Source organism: Njordella aestuarii, from assembly GCF_056494165.1.
This window is the reverse complement of record NZ_CM151397.1, coordinates 1392894-1412578: the sequence shown is the minus strand read 5'-3', so window position 1 is coordinate 1412578 and position 19685 is coordinate 1392894. Positions and strand designations below refer to the sequence as shown.

The 19685-nt window shown below is 49.7% G+C and carries 15 protein-coding genes and 1 riboswitch; of the genes, 8 read left to right on the top strand and 7 right to left on the bottom strand.

Going from position 1 to position 19685, the window contains the following annotated elements; translation table 11 throughout:
• Positions 1–24: 24 nt before the first annotated feature.
• Entirely contained in the window at positions 25–957 is a 933-nt protein-coding gene (locus SH451x_RS05455; RefSeq protein WP_479361433.1) for a hypothetical protein, read from the bottom strand.
• A gap of 263 nt (positions 958–1220) precedes the next feature.
• Here SH451x_RS05455 and SH451x_RS05450 point away from each other — a divergent pair, with 263 nt between their 5' ends.
• Positions 1221–2561, top strand: coding sequence for a glycosyltransferase family 4 protein (locus tag SH451x_RS05450; RefSeq protein ID WP_479361432.1), 1341 nt, complete (start codon positions 1221–1223; stop codon positions 2559–2561).
• A 25-nt stretch (positions 2562–2586) separates the two neighbouring features.
• Here the strand turns inward: SH451x_RS05450 and SH451x_RS05445 are convergent, their stop codons facing one another.
• Positions 2587–4629, bottom strand: a complete 2043-nt coding sequence (locus SH451x_RS05445) for an SHD1 domain-containing protein (RefSeq protein ID WP_479361431.1) — start codon at positions 4627–4629, stop codon at positions 2587–2589.
• A gap of 279 nt (positions 4630–4908) precedes the next feature.
• Here SH451x_RS05445 and SH451x_RS05440 point away from each other — a divergent pair, with 279 nt between their 5' ends.
• The 4 genes from SH451x_RS05440 to SH451x_RS05425 all read left to right on the top strand — a co-directional run bounded on the left by SH451x_RS05440 (position 4909) and on the right by SH451x_RS05425 (position 10402).
• Positions 4909–5823, top strand: coding sequence for a hypothetical protein (locus SH451x_RS05440; RefSeq protein WP_479361430.1), 915 nt, complete (start codon positions 4909–4911; stop codon positions 5821–5823).
• Positions 5824–6178: 355 nt separating this feature from the next.
• Positions 6179–6916 (top strand): class I SAM-dependent methyltransferase, encoded by a 738-nt coding sequence (locus tag SH451x_RS05435; protein ID WP_479361429.1) that lies wholly within the window; start codon positions 6179–6181, stop codon positions 6914–6916.
• Between the two features lie 280 nt (positions 6917–7196).
• Positions 7197–8192, top strand: a complete 996-nt coding sequence (locus tag SH451x_RS05430) for a class I SAM-dependent methyltransferase (protein ID WP_479361428.1) — start codon at positions 7197–7199, stop codon at positions 8190–8192.
• Positions 8189–10402, top strand: a complete 2214-nt coding sequence (locus SH451x_RS05425) for a glycosyltransferase (protein ID WP_479361427.1) — start codon at positions 8189–8191, stop codon at positions 10400–10402. The genes SH451x_RS05430 and SH451x_RS05425 overlap by 4 nt, the downstream gene beginning before the upstream one ends.
• A 134-nt stretch (positions 10403–10536) precedes the next feature.
• Here SH451x_RS05425 and SH451x_RS05420 read toward each other — a convergent pair whose 3' ends face one another.
• The 4 genes from SH451x_RS05420 to SH451x_RS05405 all read right to left on the bottom strand — a co-directional run bounded on the left by SH451x_RS05420 (position 10537) and on the right by SH451x_RS05405 (position 14016).
• On the bottom strand, positions 10537–10761 hold the full coding sequence (locus tag SH451x_RS05420) for a DUF1289 domain-containing protein (protein WP_479361426.1): 225 nt from the start codon (positions 10759–10761) through the stop codon (positions 10537–10539).
• Positions 10761–11588, bottom strand: coding sequence for a DUF4465 domain-containing protein (locus tag SH451x_RS05415; RefSeq protein WP_479361425.1), 828 nt, complete (start codon positions 11586–11588; stop codon positions 10761–10763). The genes SH451x_RS05420 and SH451x_RS05415 overlap by 1 nt, the downstream gene beginning before the upstream one ends.
• A 168-nt stretch (positions 11589–11756) precedes the next feature.
• A riboswitch (cobalamin riboswitch) is annotated at positions 11757–11972 on the bottom strand.
• Positions 11973–12058: 86 nt separating this feature from the next.
• The gene (locus SH451x_RS05410) at positions 12059–13402 is read right to left on the bottom strand and encodes a vacuolar protein sorting-associated family 26 protein (RefSeq protein ID WP_479361424.1); all 1344 of its coding nucleotides are present in this window, start codon (positions 13400–13402) and stop codon (positions 12059–12061) included.
• Positions 13384–14016, bottom strand: coding sequence for a hypothetical protein (locus SH451x_RS05405; protein ID WP_479361423.1), 633 nt, complete (start codon positions 14014–14016; stop codon positions 13384–13386). Before SH451x_RS05405 ends, SH451x_RS05410 begins: the two co-directional genes overlap by 19 nt.
• Positions 14017–14327: 311 nt before the next feature.
• Between SH451x_RS05405 and SH451x_RS05400 the strand changes: the two genes are divergently transcribed.
• Both SH451x_RS05400 and pyk read left to right on the top strand, forming a co-directional pair.
• Positions 14328–14831, top strand: coding sequence for a hypothetical protein (locus SH451x_RS05400; protein WP_479361422.1), 504 nt, complete (start codon positions 14328–14330; stop codon positions 14829–14831).
• A gap of 268 nt (positions 14832–15099) precedes the next feature.
• Positions 15100–16566 carry a pyruvate kinase gene (gene pyk, locus SH451x_RS05395; RefSeq protein WP_479361421.1) on the top strand — a complete coding sequence of 489 codons (1467 nt, stop codon included), beginning with the start codon at positions 15100–15102 and terminating at the stop codon, positions 16564–16566.
• Positions 16567–16825: 259 nt separating this feature from the next.
• Here the strand turns inward: pyk and SH451x_RS05390 are convergent, their stop codons facing one another.
• Positions 16826–17731, bottom strand: a complete 906-nt coding sequence (locus tag SH451x_RS05390) for a methyltransferase domain-containing protein (protein ID WP_479361420.1) — start codon at positions 17729–17731, stop codon at positions 16826–16828.
• Between the two features lie 365 nt (positions 17732–18096).
• Between SH451x_RS05390 and SH451x_RS05385 the strand changes: the two genes are divergently transcribed.
• Entirely contained in the window at positions 18097–19548 is a 1452-nt protein-coding gene (locus SH451x_RS05385) for a tRNA modification GTPase (protein ID WP_479361419.1), read from the top strand.
• The last annotated feature ends 137 nt before the right edge of the window (positions 19549–19685 follow it).

Below are 19685 nucleotides of genomic sequence, written 5' to 3'. Positions count from 1 at the left end.
CAACAGATCTCAGTTCTGCGATCACTATCGAAATGAATCGTGGCAAGTGTTACAGCTTTTGTCGATCTTGCTAAGCGACTCTCGGGCTAGAGCCATTTCTTGCTTGTCGGCCGCAATGGCTACGGATTCGCTTGCCGCGATCATCTCCTTCATCCATTGAACGTATTCGTCACTTTCAATATCTGACATTCCTTCTTGTAGAAGTATTTCGCCAATCGTAGCCGCAAGCTGGCCGTTCTGGCGCAAAGTATTTTGATTCTCCTTAAACGCAGCTTCATTCGCTACAGCCGGGTTCATGACGTCTCGATACGCCCATTCAAGCAGTTGCATCAGAGCAACGCGATCCATTGAAGCACTCCAGTCGGACGGTTCTTCCTTCGATGCATCGAGACGCTCGCCACGCAACAGGTCACCAAAGATCTGCGTCTTTGCTTTTGCTTCGTTGTATGCAGGAATGGAACCAACTTTGGCATTTGCGGCGATCCGCGCGAAATCGTTTTTCGCACGGGCAGCCGAATGCTTCCAGCGAATATCACCCGGATATTGCTCGATAACAGCAAAGAGTGCCGCCAATAGCGTGAACTCTCTTCGAGCGATTAGGTAACCTCCGCCGGCAAATTTTGCAGGTGAACTTACGGCGGGATCTAGCCGGACTTTGGCCGACTTCACCAAATCTTCAATCGTGCTCGCGTCAATCCGGCTCTTCCAAACGCTTGACTCCTCATTAATGCTGTCATTCTCTTGAGCATTAGCGGCCACTTGCGAACCGGTTGCAGATTTGTTCAGTGACGGTAAAGAACCAACCAGTTGTGATGGAACATCGTCGTAGAAAACGCCCTCAAAAGTTTTGCTGTCGAAAGCGGGCGGAACTGCGCGCCGATGCTTCTTGGGTGGCTGAGCAAATGCTAGCGACGTACATATTGCAAAAGTAACGGAGAGTGCTAGGACTTTTTTCATGTACATTGCAAGCATACGAGGAACGGAATTGCCTTGCCTCAGTTTACAGCCAATTGGCTTGCTATCAAACAACTATTGACCCTCAATTCGCAGTTAGCCTATAGTCCCAAAGCTTGATAATATGTAGGTCGGCAAATTTAAGTTTAGTTTGCAGGTCGATTCACGCTGCCATAGGAAGTGATCGACATTCAGTTTGTTGTGGAAGATGCCAATCTGCACGCTGGAGCTTGCAGTATAGTTCGTGGACGAGAAGACGCGTTAGTATGGAGAATGCCAATCAGGATACCGTAAACTTAAAGCATGGTCGTCTTCGTCCGCGCATCCTGATCGAAGTGACCGACACGATCTCCTGTGGATTTCTGACTGGCATTCAACGCGTTGTCCACCGCGTTTTGGCAGAAGCCGACAATCTGCAAGACGAAATCGGCGCGGACTGTGTACCGATCAAGATTAACCATGGCAGGTTCTACGAAATCGATGGCAACGACACTCCGACAGTAATCTACGGCCTAAGACGGTTGCTGCGGGCGTTCGAGAAAGGTGCGAACAAGCGGCTATCACCGCGTACGCTCAAGAATCGATTATTGCGGATCGTCTATTGCAACACCCCTATGCCGTGGCTTGTCAGAAAGCTTGACACGTACGTAGAGCGCCTGATCGAATTTCGAGAATCAGACATCATCTTGCTGCTGGACTCGTCATGGCAGGTCCAGATCTGGCCTGCGATTGAGCGTGCCAAGACGCAGGGGTGCAAGATCGGTTGCGTATCTTATGACTTAATTCCACTGTTGATGCCAAGCGTCGTAGTCGAAGAGCTGCAGGTCGATTTTCGTAATTGGTTCGATAGCCTTGCCAGGCATGTCGATTTCTTTATTGCGATTTCTGAAACAGTCCGTGCTCAGTTGCAATCTTATGTTCTGGAGCATTATCCTGACCTGAACTTTGACGAGCAACGCTTTCAGTCATTCCGTTTAGGTTCCGATTTTACGAGCACAACTACTGGCACTGTTCGTGCAGAGATCACGGAGATCTTTGCCGATCCATCGACACCGCCATTCTTGGCTGTTGGCACGATATGTCCACATAAAAACTACAATTTTCTGCTCGACGCATTTGATGAAGTTCGCAAACATCATCCGCATGAGCGACTAGTTATCATCGGTAAAGTCGGCTGGATGTGCGACGACACAATGGACAGAATTCGTCGACACCCGGCTTTAAATCGCCAGCTTTTCATGTTGCACGATGTGAACGATACAGAGCTTGAACTCTGCTATACGCGTTCTAAGGCGTTGATTGCTCCTTCGCTGATTGAAGGGTTCGGCTTACCTATTGTCGAAGCCTTACAACACAATTTACCCGTGTTGGCAAGCGATACGCCGATCCATCGTGAAGTGGGCCAAGAGAGCTGCCATTTCTTTGATCTCAATGAGGTTCAGACTCTCGTAGAACTCATGATCGCACTGGATCAAGATATGCCGTTACCAAAGCGAGCTTTTCAAATGTACGCATGGCGTGATAGCACTCGAGAGTTGCTTGAAAAAACAATGCGCCTAGCCGATAATTGTGCGAGCGACGTAGCGGCTTATCGCGACGCTGCTTGATTTCGTAAGTTCCAACACACTTCTATTATCGCAATCCAGATGCTTCGATGGTAGAGCTACCAAAGCCGCCGCGAAATTCTGCTTTCCAAAGGTATGGCGGGAGATTCAGCGATTCAAAGTAGCCAATTTGCGGCTGCACTAGCCGAGTGACAGATGCCTGTGTCGACTCGCCCTCTTTTGACTGGAAGGACTGAGGTGCCCCGACGTAGCGTACGTTGGTAAAAATCACCTCGTCACCACGTGTAATTTCGACCTTATGAGTCCAAGGTGTAAATGTCACTTGTTCCACCGGGCCCGAAGCATTTCGAAAGAAGCTGGGGGGTGGTAAGCCGAAGCGACCTTCGCTTGTAACGTAGTCCTCTTTTGACTGCTCGCCTTGCTCTAAAGAGGCCGTAACCAATATGTCTGCATCGTCAGAAATCTTCCATCCTGCTTTTGCTATGTTAACCCGAATCGCATCGTCGATTTGTTTCTGAATGCTCGTATTACCTTTCACAACCACAGTGACTCGTACTGGCGTTCCAGGTTTAATCGCATAGATGTCTTGTGTGCTAAAGTTGGCTGATGCATCAAGTGCCCGCCTGTGGGGCAAAATCGATGCGGTAAGCGTTGTGGATTTGTCATCAGGAAAACTATTAAGGACTAAATTCGATAGTGTCGCAGCTTTAGATGCATTCACGTACGTCCAAACGGGAACGCCCTGTTCCGCGTCCAACAACAAGTCATCGACTAACACGAACTTGCCCATACAATGCAGGTTTGCTGCATTTGGGTTGGCAATTGGTATGCTCTTTGTAAGTGCGCCATCAGTTGTCGAATACACGCCCAGTTCGTACGACATTTGAACGATGATTTTCGACCCATCATCTGCAAAACAAGTTGCCAGAATTGGTTTGTCACAGACGATACAGCCCGATTGTTTCAGTTCAGCGGTATCGATGATCGCCAACGATTCCTTGCTGGCGATAGCAAGCTTATCAGTACCTACGCTCGTAACGACCGGCAGCTTGGCTCCAAGATTTCCTTGTGAATAGAGTACAATGCCTTTTGGATTTGCGAGCTCCCAAATGGAGACGGTGTTCTTCTCAGATATGGTAGCCAAGCGATTGTTAGGCAAAAACGAAGCCCAACTGACTTCGTCCCATGATCCGCCACCTGCGCGGAATTCGTATTCGGCTTGTACGCCGCTTCCGTCGATTTTAAGTAGAACAAGGTCGCTCCCTTTATCAAATCCAACGACGCGCACAGCGACCGCTCGCTTGCCGTCGGGGCTGATCGCTAAAACTCGCAGAGGGTCGTCAAATCTTGTTTCAGGCGTCGTTTCTCCGTTGGCTAAAGTGACGGCTGTGTATGTGCTATAGTTTGCATCGCGTCCCTGTTGATAAACATTGATCAATGCGATTGGTGATTTGCCGGCAACTTTGACTTGATAAGCTGCAAAGAAGGTTTTGGCGACATCGGTTGTTATGGTCAGATCAGGAATTTCAGAAAGCTTGAGTGCCAGTGGCGGCGTGCTTTTCCAGAATGCTGTGTCAAACGACAGTGGTATTGGTCTCGATGCACGCTTGAGCACTTGCTTGACGGGAATTTTACCAGCAGCGTTAGAGCCGCCAGCCGCCGCCCCTTCGCTGCTCTTTCCACTGTTCGTAGTTCGAAACGGAGAATCAGGATCAGCGTTACTAGCTGCGTCTGGCGCACTGGCGCCGGTGCCTTCGACCATCTGGAAGGGATTTTGTTCGTTATCCGCCGCTGCCCCTCCCAAAGCTGTTTCTGCTTGCAAGAACGTTTTCGCGAAAGTGTTGTCCGCTTCGCTCAGTTTCTCAAGCGGAATCCGCAATAATTTCCCGGTGTTCGCTCGCAAATGCACTTCCTTCTCATCTGCGTACTCGAGCTTTCCGACCACCCGAAACTTACCCGTCGTATCGCTCCAAGTACGCTCGACGGCAAAGTTGCTGAGAGTACCTTGAGGTTTTCCTGCAAGAACAACGTGGACTTGCATGAAGATCAGGCACAAGGCAAGGTGTACTGAACTGCCGAAGTGCAACCGAGAGGATGATTGGACATTCATTACGTAAATTTTTCGTTAGGCAGAATGACAGCAAAGCGAACATTTCGACTGTGGGAATATAAACGTGCCGGCAACAAATCTGACACGATTTACAAAGTTTAATCGGATCGAAAAAGCTTGGCTACGTTCTTGCCAAAAGCGGCTTGGGGCTTTTGTAACGATTTCAACTTCCGCTGAAAAAGTCGACAATCGATCTACCCGGCGTTCTCTGAATCTCGTTCTAATCAACGCTTCTCCAAACTGATTGAAGCAACAAGACTAGATGCAAGGGATTCGAAATTGCAAAGACTGCTGATCACAACCTTTAGTGACCTGCTTGAGGTGACACTCGATTCGAATCAAGTCGTCCGTGACGTCAAGGTGATCCACAATGGAAATGGAATCTATTTTGGCATGGCACAACGGAGTCGCAGGCTCTATGTCGCTGAGCGAAATCTAGATATTCAACGTCAGACTGTAACCGCCGGCGAACCTCACAATGCAATTCGTGAATACGGTCAAAGCTTTTTCGGAAAGCGAATCAAGCGGCAAAAAAACTATCATCAGCATGATGCATTCGACGACTTGCATCAGATCGCTGCCGACAATGAGGGCGGTCTCTACGTGACGACCGGAAAGCCACCATTCTTGGTACGGTATGATGTGCGCACGAGGCAGGCGCATCCGATCGACGTAGAAAGCCTTCTCCCCGTGGAGTTGCGACGATTGACTTGGGAGACTTGCGACCTTTATCATTTTAATTCTGTAACAGTCGATGCTGACAAAATCCACGTCTTGGCGCACAACTGGGATCAACCAAGCTTTGCGATTACTATTGATCGAAAGTCAACTTTATCAGGTAAACTTGTGCGGTTAGCGCTATTCACTGGGCTTGGATCTTGTTGTCACGATGTTGTCCCTGCCAGTGGGGCATTGTGGACACTCGACAGTCTGGGAAGTGCTCTCGTACGTATTAGTCCAGACGGAAATCACGTCCGTTATGCTATAAAGAGTTCAATAGGAGCGGCGTTTCCGCGGGGCCTTGCGACGTTCGATTCCTATCTCGCGGTAACGTACGGCTTCTGGTCCAAGGTGCGAGAAGATCGGGCAAGTTCAGACTCGTTCTTGGCGATATTTTCTTTGGAACGGGAAGAGTTCATCAGCGACCAGGAGCTTGGACCGCACGGCAATACCTGCGCGGTTCTCAAATTGTAATTGTGCTCAAGAGACTTGCCGGTCGACCTCCCATGTGACGGGCCCGCCGCCGTCAAGGAAAATTGCCGACTTAAAAACTAGACTCCGAAAAGCCTTGGTTCTCATTTGGTTCGAACTGCACGTCCGCTTACAGGAAAGCCTGGGTTTTCAAACAGCTTATTGAGATTCCGCTGCTTCAAATCTAGCTATTTTTTAAAGACACAGTTTTTAAATTTGTGCCGATTCAATCTGTCCTTCTGCAGCTCAAAATTGTTAGAATCCCGCTGAGGCTAGCGGGATAGCATATACAGTTGGGTTCTCCAATTTACCTGATCGAGTGGCGCAAGTATTAAACTAACATCTTAGAGGCTTGAGATTGAACGCTGAAGAAGTACTACTGATGTATCAAGTCGAAGACCCTGTGTATAAGGGCCTCATTCGTTGGCGTATGTCGATGCTGGAGTTCTGGCGTCAGAAATTTCTTCCCAGCGGCGTCGACCGGATTCTAGAGATTGGAACCGGAAATTTTCCTTTCTCAACAGTATTTGGCGAAAAGAACAGTCGCACGCATTTTGTAGGCATTGAGCGAGATCAAAGACAATCGGAACGTGCCAAAGTGCATCTCGATGGCATATTCGCCAGCAGTCAGATGGAGCATACACTTTGGGACGCGCAGACGGCTGAACGAATGGGTTATAACTCGTTTGATCTTGTGACATCGTTCGAGGTTTATGAGCATGTTCCGGCGGACGCTCGCTTTATCGAGAATGCTTATAAAGTTTTGAAGCCCGGTGGCTTGTTAATCGTCGAGACTCCGAATGCTGAAGTAACGCCACTTTTTGAGAAAGTTTTCGGTCATTCTCCAGATGGTGCTGGTGAATACGAAGGAAACGCTCACGTGAATGAACTCAGCTTTCGCAAGCTGTTTCAAGATTTTCGAGATAACGGATTCGAGGTTGTCGATTTCGATAACTATTACCTTCCCGTGAGTCTATGGCAAGACGCGGCGCTCGAGCCTTGGGTGCAAACGGAACTATACAAGCGTGTTCATGCCGCAGCTTCGATGTTCCCGTTCTTGTCATATGTTCAAGCAATTGTTGGGCGTAAGAAGTAGCTTGGAACGTAAACCTTCTTCCAGTTTCGTGTTACGTCTAAGCTGATCGAAAGATCAAGCAACGCGGCGATCAATCCGCAATAGCAGTCGGACTGAATCCGTTTCTTCAAATATGTATGATCGCAGGACAAAAAACCGGCGATCGCTGTTGATTTTACGCGGTCTTTTTGATAGTTACCGCTGAAGACGAAGTGCGTTACGTTCGACGATTCTTAGACTTGTTGTTGTTAAAAATGGAGTAGGCAAGAAGATGGTAAAAATTAGAAAACTTAGACGAGAAGTGAGACGGATACTCCATAAGTCGCCAATCGTCGGAAAATACATCCCGTTTCCAAAGCCCAATTCACGCCCTTTCATTGAAAACAAAGTCAGCAGTGCTAATGAGCGGCTTGACTCGATTTCTCAGATTGTCGAATCGCAACTCTTTGCACTTTCTGGTTTAAAGAGTTGCACAGCTCAACAGCAGACTTCGATAGTTCAATATCGACAGAAACTAAACTCGCTGGACGGTCAGGTTAGCGTTCAGGAATCTTGCATTCAATCGCATGATGCGATTATACGTAGACTCGAAAGCGAACTCGCAACGCTCACAACGCTGACCGGCAAGCTAACGCAGGTCGAAGCAGAGCAGCATCAAATCCGTGATAGGATGGAGTTTTCGCGGCAGGAAAGTATGCTAGAAATTCAGCGTCTTCGCAAAGTACTTGCTGTCGGCGAAGCCACCACCACAGTCGTAACTGAGACTGCTATAAAGAATGTGGATCTTGTTACCAGCCAACTAGCTTCTGGCTGCCTGAAATTGAATCTCGGATGCGGGCACAAACCGTTAGATGGCTACGTAAATGTTGACTCTCGCGATCTACCAGGTATTGATGTCGTAAGCAGAATTGACGCAATGCCTTTTGAAAAAGGGCAGGTTGCTGAGATTCATTCATCGCATTTGCTTGAGCACTTCATGCAAGTCAACCTTGTTAACGATCTACTGCCGTATTGGTTTGAGTTGCTACAGCCAGGCGGCAAGTTCATCGCTGTTGTTCCAGACGGCTCCGCAATGATGCGCAGCTATGCGGCTGGCGGAATGACGTTTGAAGATATTCGCTTGGTTACCTATGGTGGTCAAGAGTATGAAGGAAACTTCCACTACACTATGTTCAATTCCTCATCACTCGCGAGCCTTCTTGATCAAGCTGGGTTTACAGATATCGTAGTAGTCGATGAAGGCCGTCGCAATGGCTTGTGTCTAGAGCTTGAAATCAGCGCAAGGAAGCCAGCATGAAAAAATTTTCAATCGTCATCAATACTTACAATCGTGAACGGACTCTAGGAAACACGTTAGAGTCTTTACGATTCCAACGGCATGACAATTTTGAAGTCGTCGTTGTTAACGGACCGTCAACCGATTCAACCGGAGAAATTCTCAAGCGATATGCACCTTATGTGCGAATCGGCAACTGCAGCGAGACGAACATTTCGAAGTCTCGCAATATTGGAATCGAGATGGCGCAAGGTGAATTTATTGCGTTTCTGGATGACGACGCAGTTCCCGAGGTAGATTGGTTGCAGCAACTGGAACGACATTACCTTACAGACGATCGGCTCGGAGCTGTTGGTGGTTTCGTCCGCGATCCCTCTGGAGTGACCTACCAGTGCAAATATATTGTTTGTAATCGAAACGGCGACGCAAAATTCTTCGACAATTGCGAAGCCGCTAAAATTGATCAACGACCTGGTGCGCCTGAGTACTATTCCTTAATTGGCGTCAATTCATCTTTCAGAAAAAAAGCATTGCTCGAAATCGGTGGCTTTGATGAAGAATACGCATACTTTCTAGACGAAACCGATGTTTGCGTTCGATTGGCCGACGCAGGTTGGTTGATACGCCATGTCCCGCATGCAGAAGTCTATCATAACTTTTGCGCGAGCCATCTCCGCGACGAGCGAAAAGTACCGAAGTCGTTATATTATATAGCACGCAGCAAGACGTACTTCGCTTTCCGACACGCGCTTCCAGGTACTCCTACTGAAAAGCTCTTCGCACAAGCTGTCGATGTCCGTCGTCAAATTCATAGTCAAGCCGACCATTTCTTCAGAAAGGGTATGATCACTGACGATCATCGCCAATCTTTGGTTGATGACGGCAACCGAGGCTTCTCCGAAGGAATCTCGGATAGCTATGCACACCCCAGCGGTAGAACGCTGACAAATAAGGAGGTTGCTGACGAGGGCTTTGGCGGCGAATCGTTTTATCGCATGCAACCCCGTAAAGAAGCAGGCGATCGCGAACGCTTAATCCTGATTTCTCAAGACTATCCTCCTCGAAACTGCGGTGGCGTGGGAGTGTTCATGCATAACTTGGCCGTCGGACTTGCGAACGAGGGCCATGAAGTTTCAGTCATTACAAGAAGCGAAAACGAGCACACCGTAACCTTTGAAGAAGGCGTCTGGGTTCATCGCATTCCTGAAACAATTCACTCAAATCGTCAGCATCCGCCGTTGCCTGACTTGCCTGAGCAGATAAAGAATTACGCTTATACGGTATTCGATGAAGCGATTCGCATCCAAGCACTTCGCGGGGCATCCAAAACTATCGCCTCGATCTGGGACTTGGAAAGCGCTGCGTGCGTTGCAAGTCCTGCATTCGAGAATATTGTCTATTTAGTCACGACCTATCAACTGAGCGTGCCATGTAAGCCAGAATGGCAAAAGAATGCAAATTACCTCGAACATCATGTCAACAAAATGATCCGGGGCGAGAAATGGATTCTCGAAAACTGCCAACAAGTCATCTCAAGTACGCCAGGTATTCTTCGAGACGTTGAACAAGGTTACGGCGTGAGTTTGTCTGGCCGCACTCCTGTGATTCCCTTCGGAATTCCCAGTGTTCCTGTACAAAACGCGAAAGAGTCACAGAGTCCGAGAGTTAAAGTGCTGTTCGTAGGGCGACTTGAGCAACGCAAAGGTGCTCACCTCTTGCTCGCGTGTATTCCAGAACTCGTCCAACAATTTCCAAATGTTGATTTCCAAATTGTCGGGAACGATGCCATCCTTGTCGATGGAAGAACGTTAAAGGCAAAGTTTCACGAAGAGCAACCTCACCTCGTCGAATCGGCTCAGGTTCGTTTTTACGGGCAAGTCAGCAACGACACTTTGAACGAATTCTATGAGGAGTGCGATCTATTCGTGGCTCCCAGCGTCTACGAGTCTTTCGGGCTGATTTACTTGGAAGCAATGCGTTACGGAAAGCCTTGCATCGGAACGAATGCTGGCGGGATTCCAGATGTACTGCACGATGACTACTCCGTAATGGTCCCGCCGAATGATACCGGCTCACTGAGGAACGCGATTGCTATGCTTATCGAAGATGCCGATAAGCGAATAGCAATGGGCCAGAAAGGGAAAGAGGCATTTGAGCAACGCTTCTCGTTAGAACAGTTCGTTCGCACGTTCGAAAAGCACCTTACACAAGATCGCGCGATCGCGGCTTAGGCTGTCTGCAATCTTGGCGCTAATGCAAATCGTAGCGGTGATCGCCGCGGAATGACGGCCCTTAAACACAATGCAGCTAACTTGATTGAGTAAGCTGCAACCTGATTTGGTTGAGATTGTGCAGTTCTAGTGGCCTACACGCGACCTTGAAGTCTTCCCTGGCTTCGTCCGATCACAACAAGTTTCTCAGCGTTGCTCAATGAACTCCAATAGGCGATTTCCATGCGCAAACGACCGCAGCCTAGACACTCGTCGCGGGCGTTAAGCTCACAGCGTGATACACATGGCGACGCTACACTGGCCGAATTTTCAATTGCCGATGGGCATAGCGTCGATGTCGTTAAACCACTGAGTTCCATTAAACTACGATCCTTTGAGCAGCTTCAGTGGCTCGTTTACGTCGGAGTCGATACAAGCCCGCAGCGGCTACGGTTGATAAAGCGAGCAATGATGACGGTTCCGGCACGGCGGTAACTGTTAAGTTGTCCATCGCAAAGTAGCTTGGCGTGTTGTTGCCAAAGTCGCTACGATCGGTCGAGTACAAATCGAAACCGAGGGCCCAGACGTCAGAACCGAGCGACGTCAAGTCTACCCATGTCCAGTCTTGCGTTATAAGGCTTCCGCCATCGCGGAAGTCTGCCAGATAAAAATTGGTCGTCCCTGCGACATCACCATTTTGATCGTAGCCAGTGACGTCCAAGCGGAAAAAATCACCAGGCCCGAAGGGGCCGCTGAGAAATGGCGGATTGTTTCCATCATCGCCATTCGCAATGGCTTGATAGGCATATGTTGTGTTCGTCACAAAGAAGCCATCGACGATCGATTGCTGGCCCAAATTAATACGGGCCTCGCTTCCATTGAATGCATCAATCGCTGCGATCCCAAAATTTCCCGTTCCTCCAACTCCGCCACCGCCTGTTGAAGTGTAAGCCGAGTAGCTATTCAAGTAGCCAGGTGTAGTCACGTCCGTTTGGTTGCTCACGGCCCAATCATAGTCAGTCCCGTATATCGGGTCCGTCTGTCGACTGAATACGATGCCATTGGATGTGTAATCGGGTGCCCCAGCTTCGAAAGAATTGGGAGCAAGCCCCGCATCTTCGAAATCGACGATAACAGAAGCTTGCAGTTGAGCTGTTTGAAAAAGCGCAGCCGTGGTGCAAAGAAACATGGATAGACATTTAGCCATGGCAAGAAAACTCCCTACCTGACGGGTTCGTTCTTGAACGCATCGATGCTGAAACACCAACCAGCGCTCTCCAAGGTCAAGCGACACTTTGGGCGCAGACACTTACGAAGCTTGCACAGCATTTGCATTTCAACATCAACTCACGACCATCCGCCCTGGAGGATGTACCAGTCGTGCGTCACTGAGGTAGGTCTTCTGACTTCTAAACTCCTCTGCACTTAATCGCCTTCTCGTTACACCGAATACTCGGTAGCAACAATGGCTGCATTCAGAAAGTGCGATTCATCGTCTAGTTACAGCGGCCGGGCCGTCTTGGATTCTCACCAAATTCCCTGTTATTTGAACACGTTCACCACGTGTCATCACCTCAGGACGTTGTGCAGAATTTAGTCGAGCACCTGTCGCCTGTCAAACGTTCGGGCGAATAAACCCCGGTGAACTGCTCTCGGAAAACCGTCATTGCGCTGCGTTCAGTCCAGCTCAGACAACAACGCGATCACCATGTCATGTTCAGAATTGTAGCCCAAAATACTGATTTTTCCCCGCCAAGGCTGGTCTTCAGGCGGCGGTAGTCGCCCCAAAGGCACAAACAATTGCACGTTGATATCGCGGCGTTCGCTGTAGCCCTCAAACCACTTCCCTACTTGATGCGACTTCATCAGCACCGCCTCCTCGTCCAACTCGTAGATGCCATCCAAACTAACCGTGAACTCGTCCGACTGAATAGCTTCGACGACTAAATCTAACTTTTCTGGGTCGTCACCAACCGCTTGTAACTGCTGGAGCACGTCGTTAAACCACTGGTCTTCGGCCAATATCTCCGGCGGAGTCTGTGTGAGATGTCCACCGACGGCTGGTGGATCAACCGACGGCACCACAACCAGCGGAATAGACTTGACCCAGTCTGGCCATTTTGGAATGTCGATTCGAAATTGGCCATTCCACTCGAGATTGTTGTCTGACAATTTCATTGATGGTGCAGCGTTCGCCGGCAAAGGAAACTCGAACTCAAACGCTTGTTCTTTTCCCGCGAGCAGTTCTTGTGGGCCGGCGATAAGGGAAAATCGTTCCTCCAACACCGTGTGGCGATGTGTTCGGCGGTTACTCCCGCTACCCGACGAACAGACTTCCTTGCACGAAACGATGCAGAAGACTTGGTTAACGGTCAATCGTCGACGCGGTGCAAAAACCAACTTACCACGGAAAGAGCCGCCTGCACTGGCACGCACTGGCTCGAATGTCGCAACGACGTTTCCCAACAGTTGCTTGGGCAAAAAATGCCTGAAGAACCACCAAATCGCTGCGATCAACGCCACGAAAATGCCGAAAAAGAACAACCATATCAGCATAGCTACGAGAAATACACCAACCAACAGGCCAATAAAAATTTTGGCGAAGGCCGAAGTCGGCTTCACTTCAGGCTTTAAACTCTCAGGCGCATCCGAGCAATGCACAACAACTTCTTCTTGAACCTTCGGATCAAACTTCCATCGCAATTTCGCCTGGGCACGTACGGTATGACTGACGTTTAAGATCGTACCGTAGTACGTTGGAGGCCAAACGGCCATCTTCAGTTGGAATGGGTATGTATATGCTTGACCTGCCATCCATGTCCCCGCGGGAACGATCACGCTGTCGCTTACCCCACTGGTAACGTTGCCGCGCCCATGCGTTGACCACATTGCCGTGATCGAAAGTTCCTTGCAATTGGTATCGCTATCGCATGTCACAACAACATTCCCTGAAACCGTGTCGCCACCGCGATAGACATTCTCGCGATCGTTGATCTCGATTCTCAAATTGCAGGCGGCCATACAAGACCTTTCATAACAGACATGTGAAACTGAGTGTACAAATGTGACTCAATCGCTCGCACATTGGAACCGAATTGCGACAATAGGTGCGAGGCGAACGCGTCGTTAATTCGAACGCGACTTTCTCGCGACGACAATTGGCTTGCTCGAATCCGACGATTTAAAATTTCCGCTAGTTGCGCAGGAGTCTTTTCTTGGCAAACATCGATAGTGGTTACTTTGAAACCTGCGAAGGAAAGCAATCTCGTAAAATCGACGTGCGTTCCCAGGACAATCGGTGACGAGGACCTAATCATACGAAAAAATCGCCAGAATCCCATCCGTTGTGCCTCATCAATCAACAACAGATCCGATCGGGGAAGCGACGGCCTGGGACCATCCTCAGGAAAGTAGACGTAACTCGCTGTGGGGATTTCTCGCAACAAAGCAAGCAAGTGCGACGTCTTTCCAAACCCACAATCGCCCACAAACTGTAAGGCCGCTTTGGGGCTTTGCACGATTGCAACGTACCGATCAAGCTGCTCTACAACCGCAAGTTCAGCACGTTCCTGGCGCGTGAGCTCGCCGAACGGATTGCGTCGTAGATTCCAGCGATAATAGGGAGACTTAATCATAAATCTAGATTGATCTGGAACACTTGCCGGACTGAAGCGCTTCTTCAAAAGCTAACGCGACTGGTATCGTTTTCTATTTTCATCACGCTACGTCAATGATGTGATGTGACGAGCCGGCACACTAATGTATCGAAGTGGTGTGCAATTGTGTGCATCGAACCTAATTCTTCAATGAAAGTTTCAAAACTATTGTAATTCGCAAACTAACAGCGACAAAGTGACGATAACTCCTACAGTCGGTATCACTGAGACTTTCAACGTTCGTACTGATTCAGTCTCTACAACGTTGCCATTTGCATTGTAGGCCAAAAATGCGACACATCCTTTCTGTCACTCTTGCACTGAGCTGTGTTCTAACGGTGGTTGGCTTTCTCGCTTCCGCCCAAGAACCGCCGATGCTGAACCCGCATGCGAGTAATGAAGTCTCGGTCCTCATGCGTGCCAAATTATCGAGCTCCCAAAAGATCGTGGAAGGACTGATGGCCGGTGACTTTTCTATGATACGCAAAGGCGCCGATGATCTTAAGAAGATCTGCGATTCAGCACAGTGGAAGCCGTACGAAGATCAAGTCGCTACCCATTACCGCGACGAACTTCGACGCATCGCCATCCGCCTAGAAATGCAAGCCGAGAACCAGAACCTAGATGGCGCGGCATATATGTACATGCTGGCAACTACGAACTGCATCAGCTGCCACCAATATACGCGCGATGTTTTGCGGATTGCAGACCGTCGCGTGCCGCGTGGCGTCGTACCAATTCCCGTGTCGGTCGAAGAGAGTGAATCCTACCAAGTTCAGCCGCTGTATCGCTGAACTCTTCCATATTCCGGCACCGTATGCTGCTCGCTCGGTTGGCGTCGACACGCAAGCGAGCAGATCTGACTGCCTGCAGTCAATTGGCCCAGCGGGCACTCTCTCTTCAGGGCTCGCGTGTCAACCTAAAACCGCTGTTAACGCCTGTTAGCACTCCAATAGCAGCTGACACTTTAGTTGCCATTTGCCGCAAGCACGAGCGCGACTATATTTCAGTCCGCAATTGCTCCATCCGACGAACAATTTCGGGAGCGAGCAAGCGCGCGTTATGAATTGGTTCGACTTTGCAGCTCTTGATAGGATTGGCCGACGCGTGACTCATACTTATCGCCACACAAAGATTATCGCGACTTTAGGGCCCACGACAGAGTCGAAAACGACGCTTGCCCAGTTGATTGAAGCAGGCGTTGACGTCATGCGACTGAATATGGCTCATGCGTCCCATGATTGGGTCGCAGAAGTCATCTGGCACATTCGGGAAGTTTCCAATCAGATCGGCAGAGAAGTCGCGATCATGATGGATGTTAAAGGCCCTGAGATTCGGACAGGCAAACTTGAAACGCCGATCATCCTTAACCGCGGCGACAAAATTGAGTTTCGAACCGAAGCAGCACTTTCGCCCAGCACAAGTGTACCAAGCGTCCTCGTTAATTACCTTGGACTGCCTGGTGATGTCATCGTTGGAAACGACATCTTAGTTGACAGTGGCATGATTCGCCTGAAGGTTCTCTCGAAAGACGAAACGACCATTCAACTGGAAGTTGTAACGCCTGGAACGTTAGGTTCGCGTCGGCACATTAACCTGCCTGGAGTGCATGTCAAACTTCCAGCACTTACTCAAAAAGATGAAGAAGATCTGCGAGCCGGCGCTGCTGCGGGAATCGACTTTGTAGCTTTGTCGTTTGTTCGGGAAGCTGAAGATGTCCATACGCTCCGGAGATTCTTGGTGCATGTCGGATCACAGGCAAAGATCATCGCCAAGATCGAAGACCAAGCTGGCGTGCGCAACAGCCGTGAAATTATCGCAGCGGCCGACGCCGTCATGGTCGCTCGTGGTGACCTTGGTATCGAGATCGAATACCATCGCCTGCCCCTGGTGCAAACGGAGCTAGTGCGTGAATGCCAAGCTCAGGGGAAACCTGTTATCATCGCAACGCAGCTTTTGGAATCGATGATAACTTCTCCGATGCCGACACGGGCCGAGATTTCCGATGTTTCCAACGCGATTCGCGAACAAGCGGATGCAGTAATGCTATCAGGCGAGACAGCGACTGGCGCCTATCCGTTAGAGGCTGTTAACGTCTTGAACAAGATTATCGATTCGATCGAGCCTTCAGTGGAAGGGGAGCTAAACACACACTTACACCTTCCAGACCCCAAGTCGAAAATGTTGCGATCCGCGGCGGTTCTTGCTCAAGAACTAGGTGATTCTGGCATCGTCGTCTTTACGCGTTCGGGATATTTGGCCTACACGCTCGGCGCCCTAAGAGCCCGAGGCGTACCAGTTTTTGCATTCACCGACATAGATGCGACATTTCACCAGATGATGTTGCCGTGGGGAGTCGAGCCATTTCAGATGGAGTTTTCCGATGATCCCGAGACGACGATAGTGAACGCGCTTGAATATTTAAAGCAGCGAAATTGGTGTTCGCCCGGAACGTGGCTCGTCGTCATAACCAACGCTCTTGCGAGTGCTAAAGTCATCGACACCTTGCAGCTGCGTCAGATAACTTAGTGTCAAAGCTGAAATAGCCCACCACCATTTCTCTCTTGTTTCGTAAGAGACGGCTTCCATCACTGCTTTCAGAATATACCGACTCAGGATTTTTGAGTCTGTATTCTGGTATGCAACTGCATGACGATGATTCATCAATCCTGCTTCTTAGCTCGCCAAGGTGACTTTTCGATCTTCTTCAAATATTCGCGCAATTCAGTACGCTAAGTTGCCGTTCTACACGCATTGAAAACACTCCGGCGCTCGCCAGTATGCTGACCTAGCTGTCAGTCCGGCGGTAGATTCCCCAGAACAAGTCTTCGGCAGGGTAGGGGATTGTCAGGCCGGCAGGAATGAATCGTACAAGGTTACTGCACATTCTAGCGGGAAAAATGTTCTTTAGCTTGTACTCTAAGAGACTGCGAGCGTGCTCACCCAGTATCCTCTTTGAGGGGCGCCCACGCTTAATTTCTCGAAAACCAAAGTCGGAAAGAAGCCTAGCGAGTGACTCGGGAGAAAACCATTGCAAAACAGTCGGCGGACTGTACTCGTGCCAGTTCTTACCAAAAAATTTCGCCGTCCAACTGCGGTAATTCCACGTCTCGATTAACAGTATTCCTCCTGGGCATACAAGCTGTGAGAATTTTTCAGCGGCGCGTCGGACGTCTGTAAAGTGCGCCATCACCTGGACCGCTGTAACAAGTGGATAAGCACGTGTCGGCTCGAAGTTTTCCAAGTAGCCTTGAACAACGTCCAGCTTCAACTGATTTGTGGCATGTGCGACCATCGATGCATTCGGTTCGAGCCCAGCCGTCTTCCAGCCTCCATCGCGAAATCCCGCCAACTCAAATCCCGCCGCCGCTCCAATAGAGAAGACATCTTTTTCAAACTGTCCGGCTCGTCCATCAATGCGGTTCAGTTGCGACAATACTTTTTCAGCCACACGAGCATACCTGCGCCCCTGCGCACGGACCAAAGGTTCGTTGGCTAAATAATTGCTGTAACCGGCTCCGCCCGCAAAAAAATAGTCGTCATCATAATTCGCCTCAACATGATTCGCCGCCAACTCCAATGCAGAGTGCCGATGCCAGCAGTGCGTACATTCGTAAACGCCAGTGGTACCAATGTCAAAGCAGTGCTGCGAAGATCGGCCGCAGGCGGGACATAAATTTTTAACAACTGGCATCGATCGCATTGGATTCAATTAGCTGCACGTGAGCTCTGAGACACCTTAAAAGTGCGCATGGAAACGAACGAGTATAACTCGTTTAGTATTGGCGCCTAATGTAGCTGTCCAAGAGGATGTACTTTTTTCTGGCAATCGAGTTACAGCAGTAAACTGCTGGACTGTAGTCTCATCTGCTTTTCCGTTGAGGAGGCGGAGCCCCCAAGGCAGGCAAAATCTGGCAACCAGGAAAAGCGAGGTGGAGAATAGGATCGAGAATTTCGACGCTTCTGTTCGGAAAGACTTGTCCTATAATGCGGGCGAACAAGCCACGATTGGTTTGCACGGAACGAAGATTCGACCACGCCTTTTTAGACTTACAACTGATGCCTCAGTGGGATGTTAGAGATACGATTTGCGCCATCGCCAGTGGATCGTCGCCAGCATTGCGCGGGATCATCCGGGTCAGCGGACCAGATGCAGTCGCCTGCTGCGCCAAACTCCTCGCAGATGAACTACGATCGGCCATCTTCGAACTGAAACAGGCGACTCGTGTAGAAGCACTAGTTAAGCTCGAACGATTAGATCAAAGCGTACCCTGCAGCCTCCTGGTTTGGCCTGATAGCCGCAGCTATACAGGCCAGCCTTCCGTTGAAATCAACGTTGTCGGTAGCCAGATAATCTTGCAACTGCTCGTTGAGAAGCTATGTGCGTTGGGAACTCGACCCGCACAACCCGGGGAGTTCACCTATCGCGCGTTTCTCAACGGTCGTCTTGATCTAACTCAATGTGAAGCAGTATTAGCTGTCATCCATGCGACGGGTGAAGCTTCGTTGCGGACATCGCTGCGGCAGCTTTCCGGCGGACTATCAGAGCCGCTAGCTGCCGTCCGGAAGTCCTTGGTCAACATGTTAGCGGACCTCGAAGCGGGTTTAGATTTCGTCGATGAAGATATCGAATTCGTATCGCGCCATGAAGTTGAAGCCAATTTGTCGAGCGTACTGGCGATTCTCGAAGAAGTCCATCAAAAGCTGGGTTCGCGGCGGCATGTGGCGAACAAACCCAAGATTGTGCTTGTCGGCTTACCAAACGCTGGCAAAAGTTCGCTGGCCAATGCGCTGCTTGGGTCTAACCATGCGATCGTAAGTGATGTTGCTGGTACAACACGCGATTTCCTTCGCTGCCCATTGCAGTTGCGATCTGGTGAAGTCGACCTGATCGATACGGCAGGTTTTGAAGCGATTCTCGAAGACCTGACGAATTCCTCTTCAGCCGGCCAAAATCAAATCAGTCTCGCGGCGCAACAAATGATGCGAGAACGCTGGAACGAGTCCGATCTGGTCCTCTTCTGTTGCGAAAACTCGGACGATACGGACGCGTTCAACAAAGCTGTGCATGCGTTTCAAGTTATCCAAGAAACGCTGGACGATCATTCGTCGTCGCGCGAATGCTGGCTGATTCGGACGAAGTCCGATCGCGGCCCGCTTGTTGACTTAATACCGAACGCGACAGAATTCAGCTCGGTCCACAGTACCAGCGCAAGCACTCGAGCGGGCATTGACGACCTAGTGCTTGCAATCGACGCTTGGTATTTAAGTCGTAGCGGAGCTGCGAGCGATGTCGTTCCGATGACTTTGGTTCGCTGTGCAGCTGCGATTGAATCAGCTTGCAGTTCTTTACAAGCAGCGTTGGACGTCTGTCGTTACGACGCAGGTGGTGACGAATTGATCGCCGCTGAACTTCGAAATTCACTCCATGAATTAGGTACCGTAGTTGGAGAGGTTTATACGGACGACATCCTCGATGCTCTCTTCTCGCGTTTCTGCATTGGCAAATGAGGCAAGCTAGGAAAAATAAGCGTAGCCCAAAAATCGGAACAGTTGCAAAGCGTGTCAAAATCAGAAGATTCGCTTTCTTTAGTATTACCGGTTTGCCGAAGAATACTGGCGAAGATGCAGACCAACGTTTGGCGAGC

What these genes read in the sequence shown, in the direction of transcription:
- SH451x_RS05420 (WP_479361426.1), bottom strand. Translation starts at nt 10,761, where the DNA reads ATGGAACTCAGTGGTTTAACGACATCGACGCTATGCCCATCGGCAATT.
- SH451x_RS05405 (WP_479361423.1), bottom strand. Translation starts at nt 14,016, where the DNA reads ATGATTAAGTCTCCCTATTATCGCTGGAATCTACGACGCAATCCGTTC.
- SH451x_RS05400 (WP_479361422.1), top strand. Translation starts at nt 14,328, where the DNA reads ATGCGACACATCCTTTCTGTCACTCTTGCACTGAGCTGTGTTCTAACG.
- SH451x_RS05385 (WP_479361419.1), top strand. Translation starts at nt 18,097, where the DNA reads ATGCCTCAGTGGGATGTTAGAGATACGATTTGCGCCATCGCCAGTGGA.
- SH451x_RS05415 (WP_479361425.1), bottom strand. Translation starts at nt 11,588, where the DNA reads ATGGCTAAATGTCTATCCATGTTTCTTTGCACCACGGCTGCGCTTTTT.
- SH451x_RS05445 (WP_479361431.1), bottom strand. Translation starts at nt 4,629, where the DNA reads ATGAATGTCCAATCATCCTCTCGGTTGCACTTCGGCAGTTCAGTACAC.
- SH451x_RS05455 (WP_479361433.1), bottom strand. Translation starts at nt 957, where the DNA reads ATGAAAAAAGTCCTAGCACTCTCCGTTACTTTTGCAATATGTACGTCG.
- SH451x_RS05425 (WP_479361427.1), top strand. Translation starts at nt 8,189, where the DNA reads ATGAAAAAATTTTCAATCGTCATCAATACTTACAATCGTGAACGGACT.
- SH451x_RS05390 (WP_479361420.1), bottom strand. Translation starts at nt 17,731, where the DNA reads ATGCCAGTTGTTAAAAATTTATGTCCCGCCTGCGGCCGATCTTCGCAG.
- SH451x_RS05450 (WP_479361432.1), top strand. Translation starts at nt 1,221, where the DNA reads ATGGAGAATGCCAATCAGGATACCGTAAACTTAAAGCATGGTCGTCTT.
- SH451x_RS05410 (WP_479361424.1), bottom strand. Translation starts at nt 13,402, where the DNA reads ATGGCCGCCTGCAATTTGAGAATCGAGATCAACGATCGCGAGAATGTC.
- pyk (WP_479361421.1), top strand. Translation starts at nt 15,100, where the DNA reads ATGAATTGGTTCGACTTTGCAGCTCTTGATAGGATTGGCCGACGCGTG.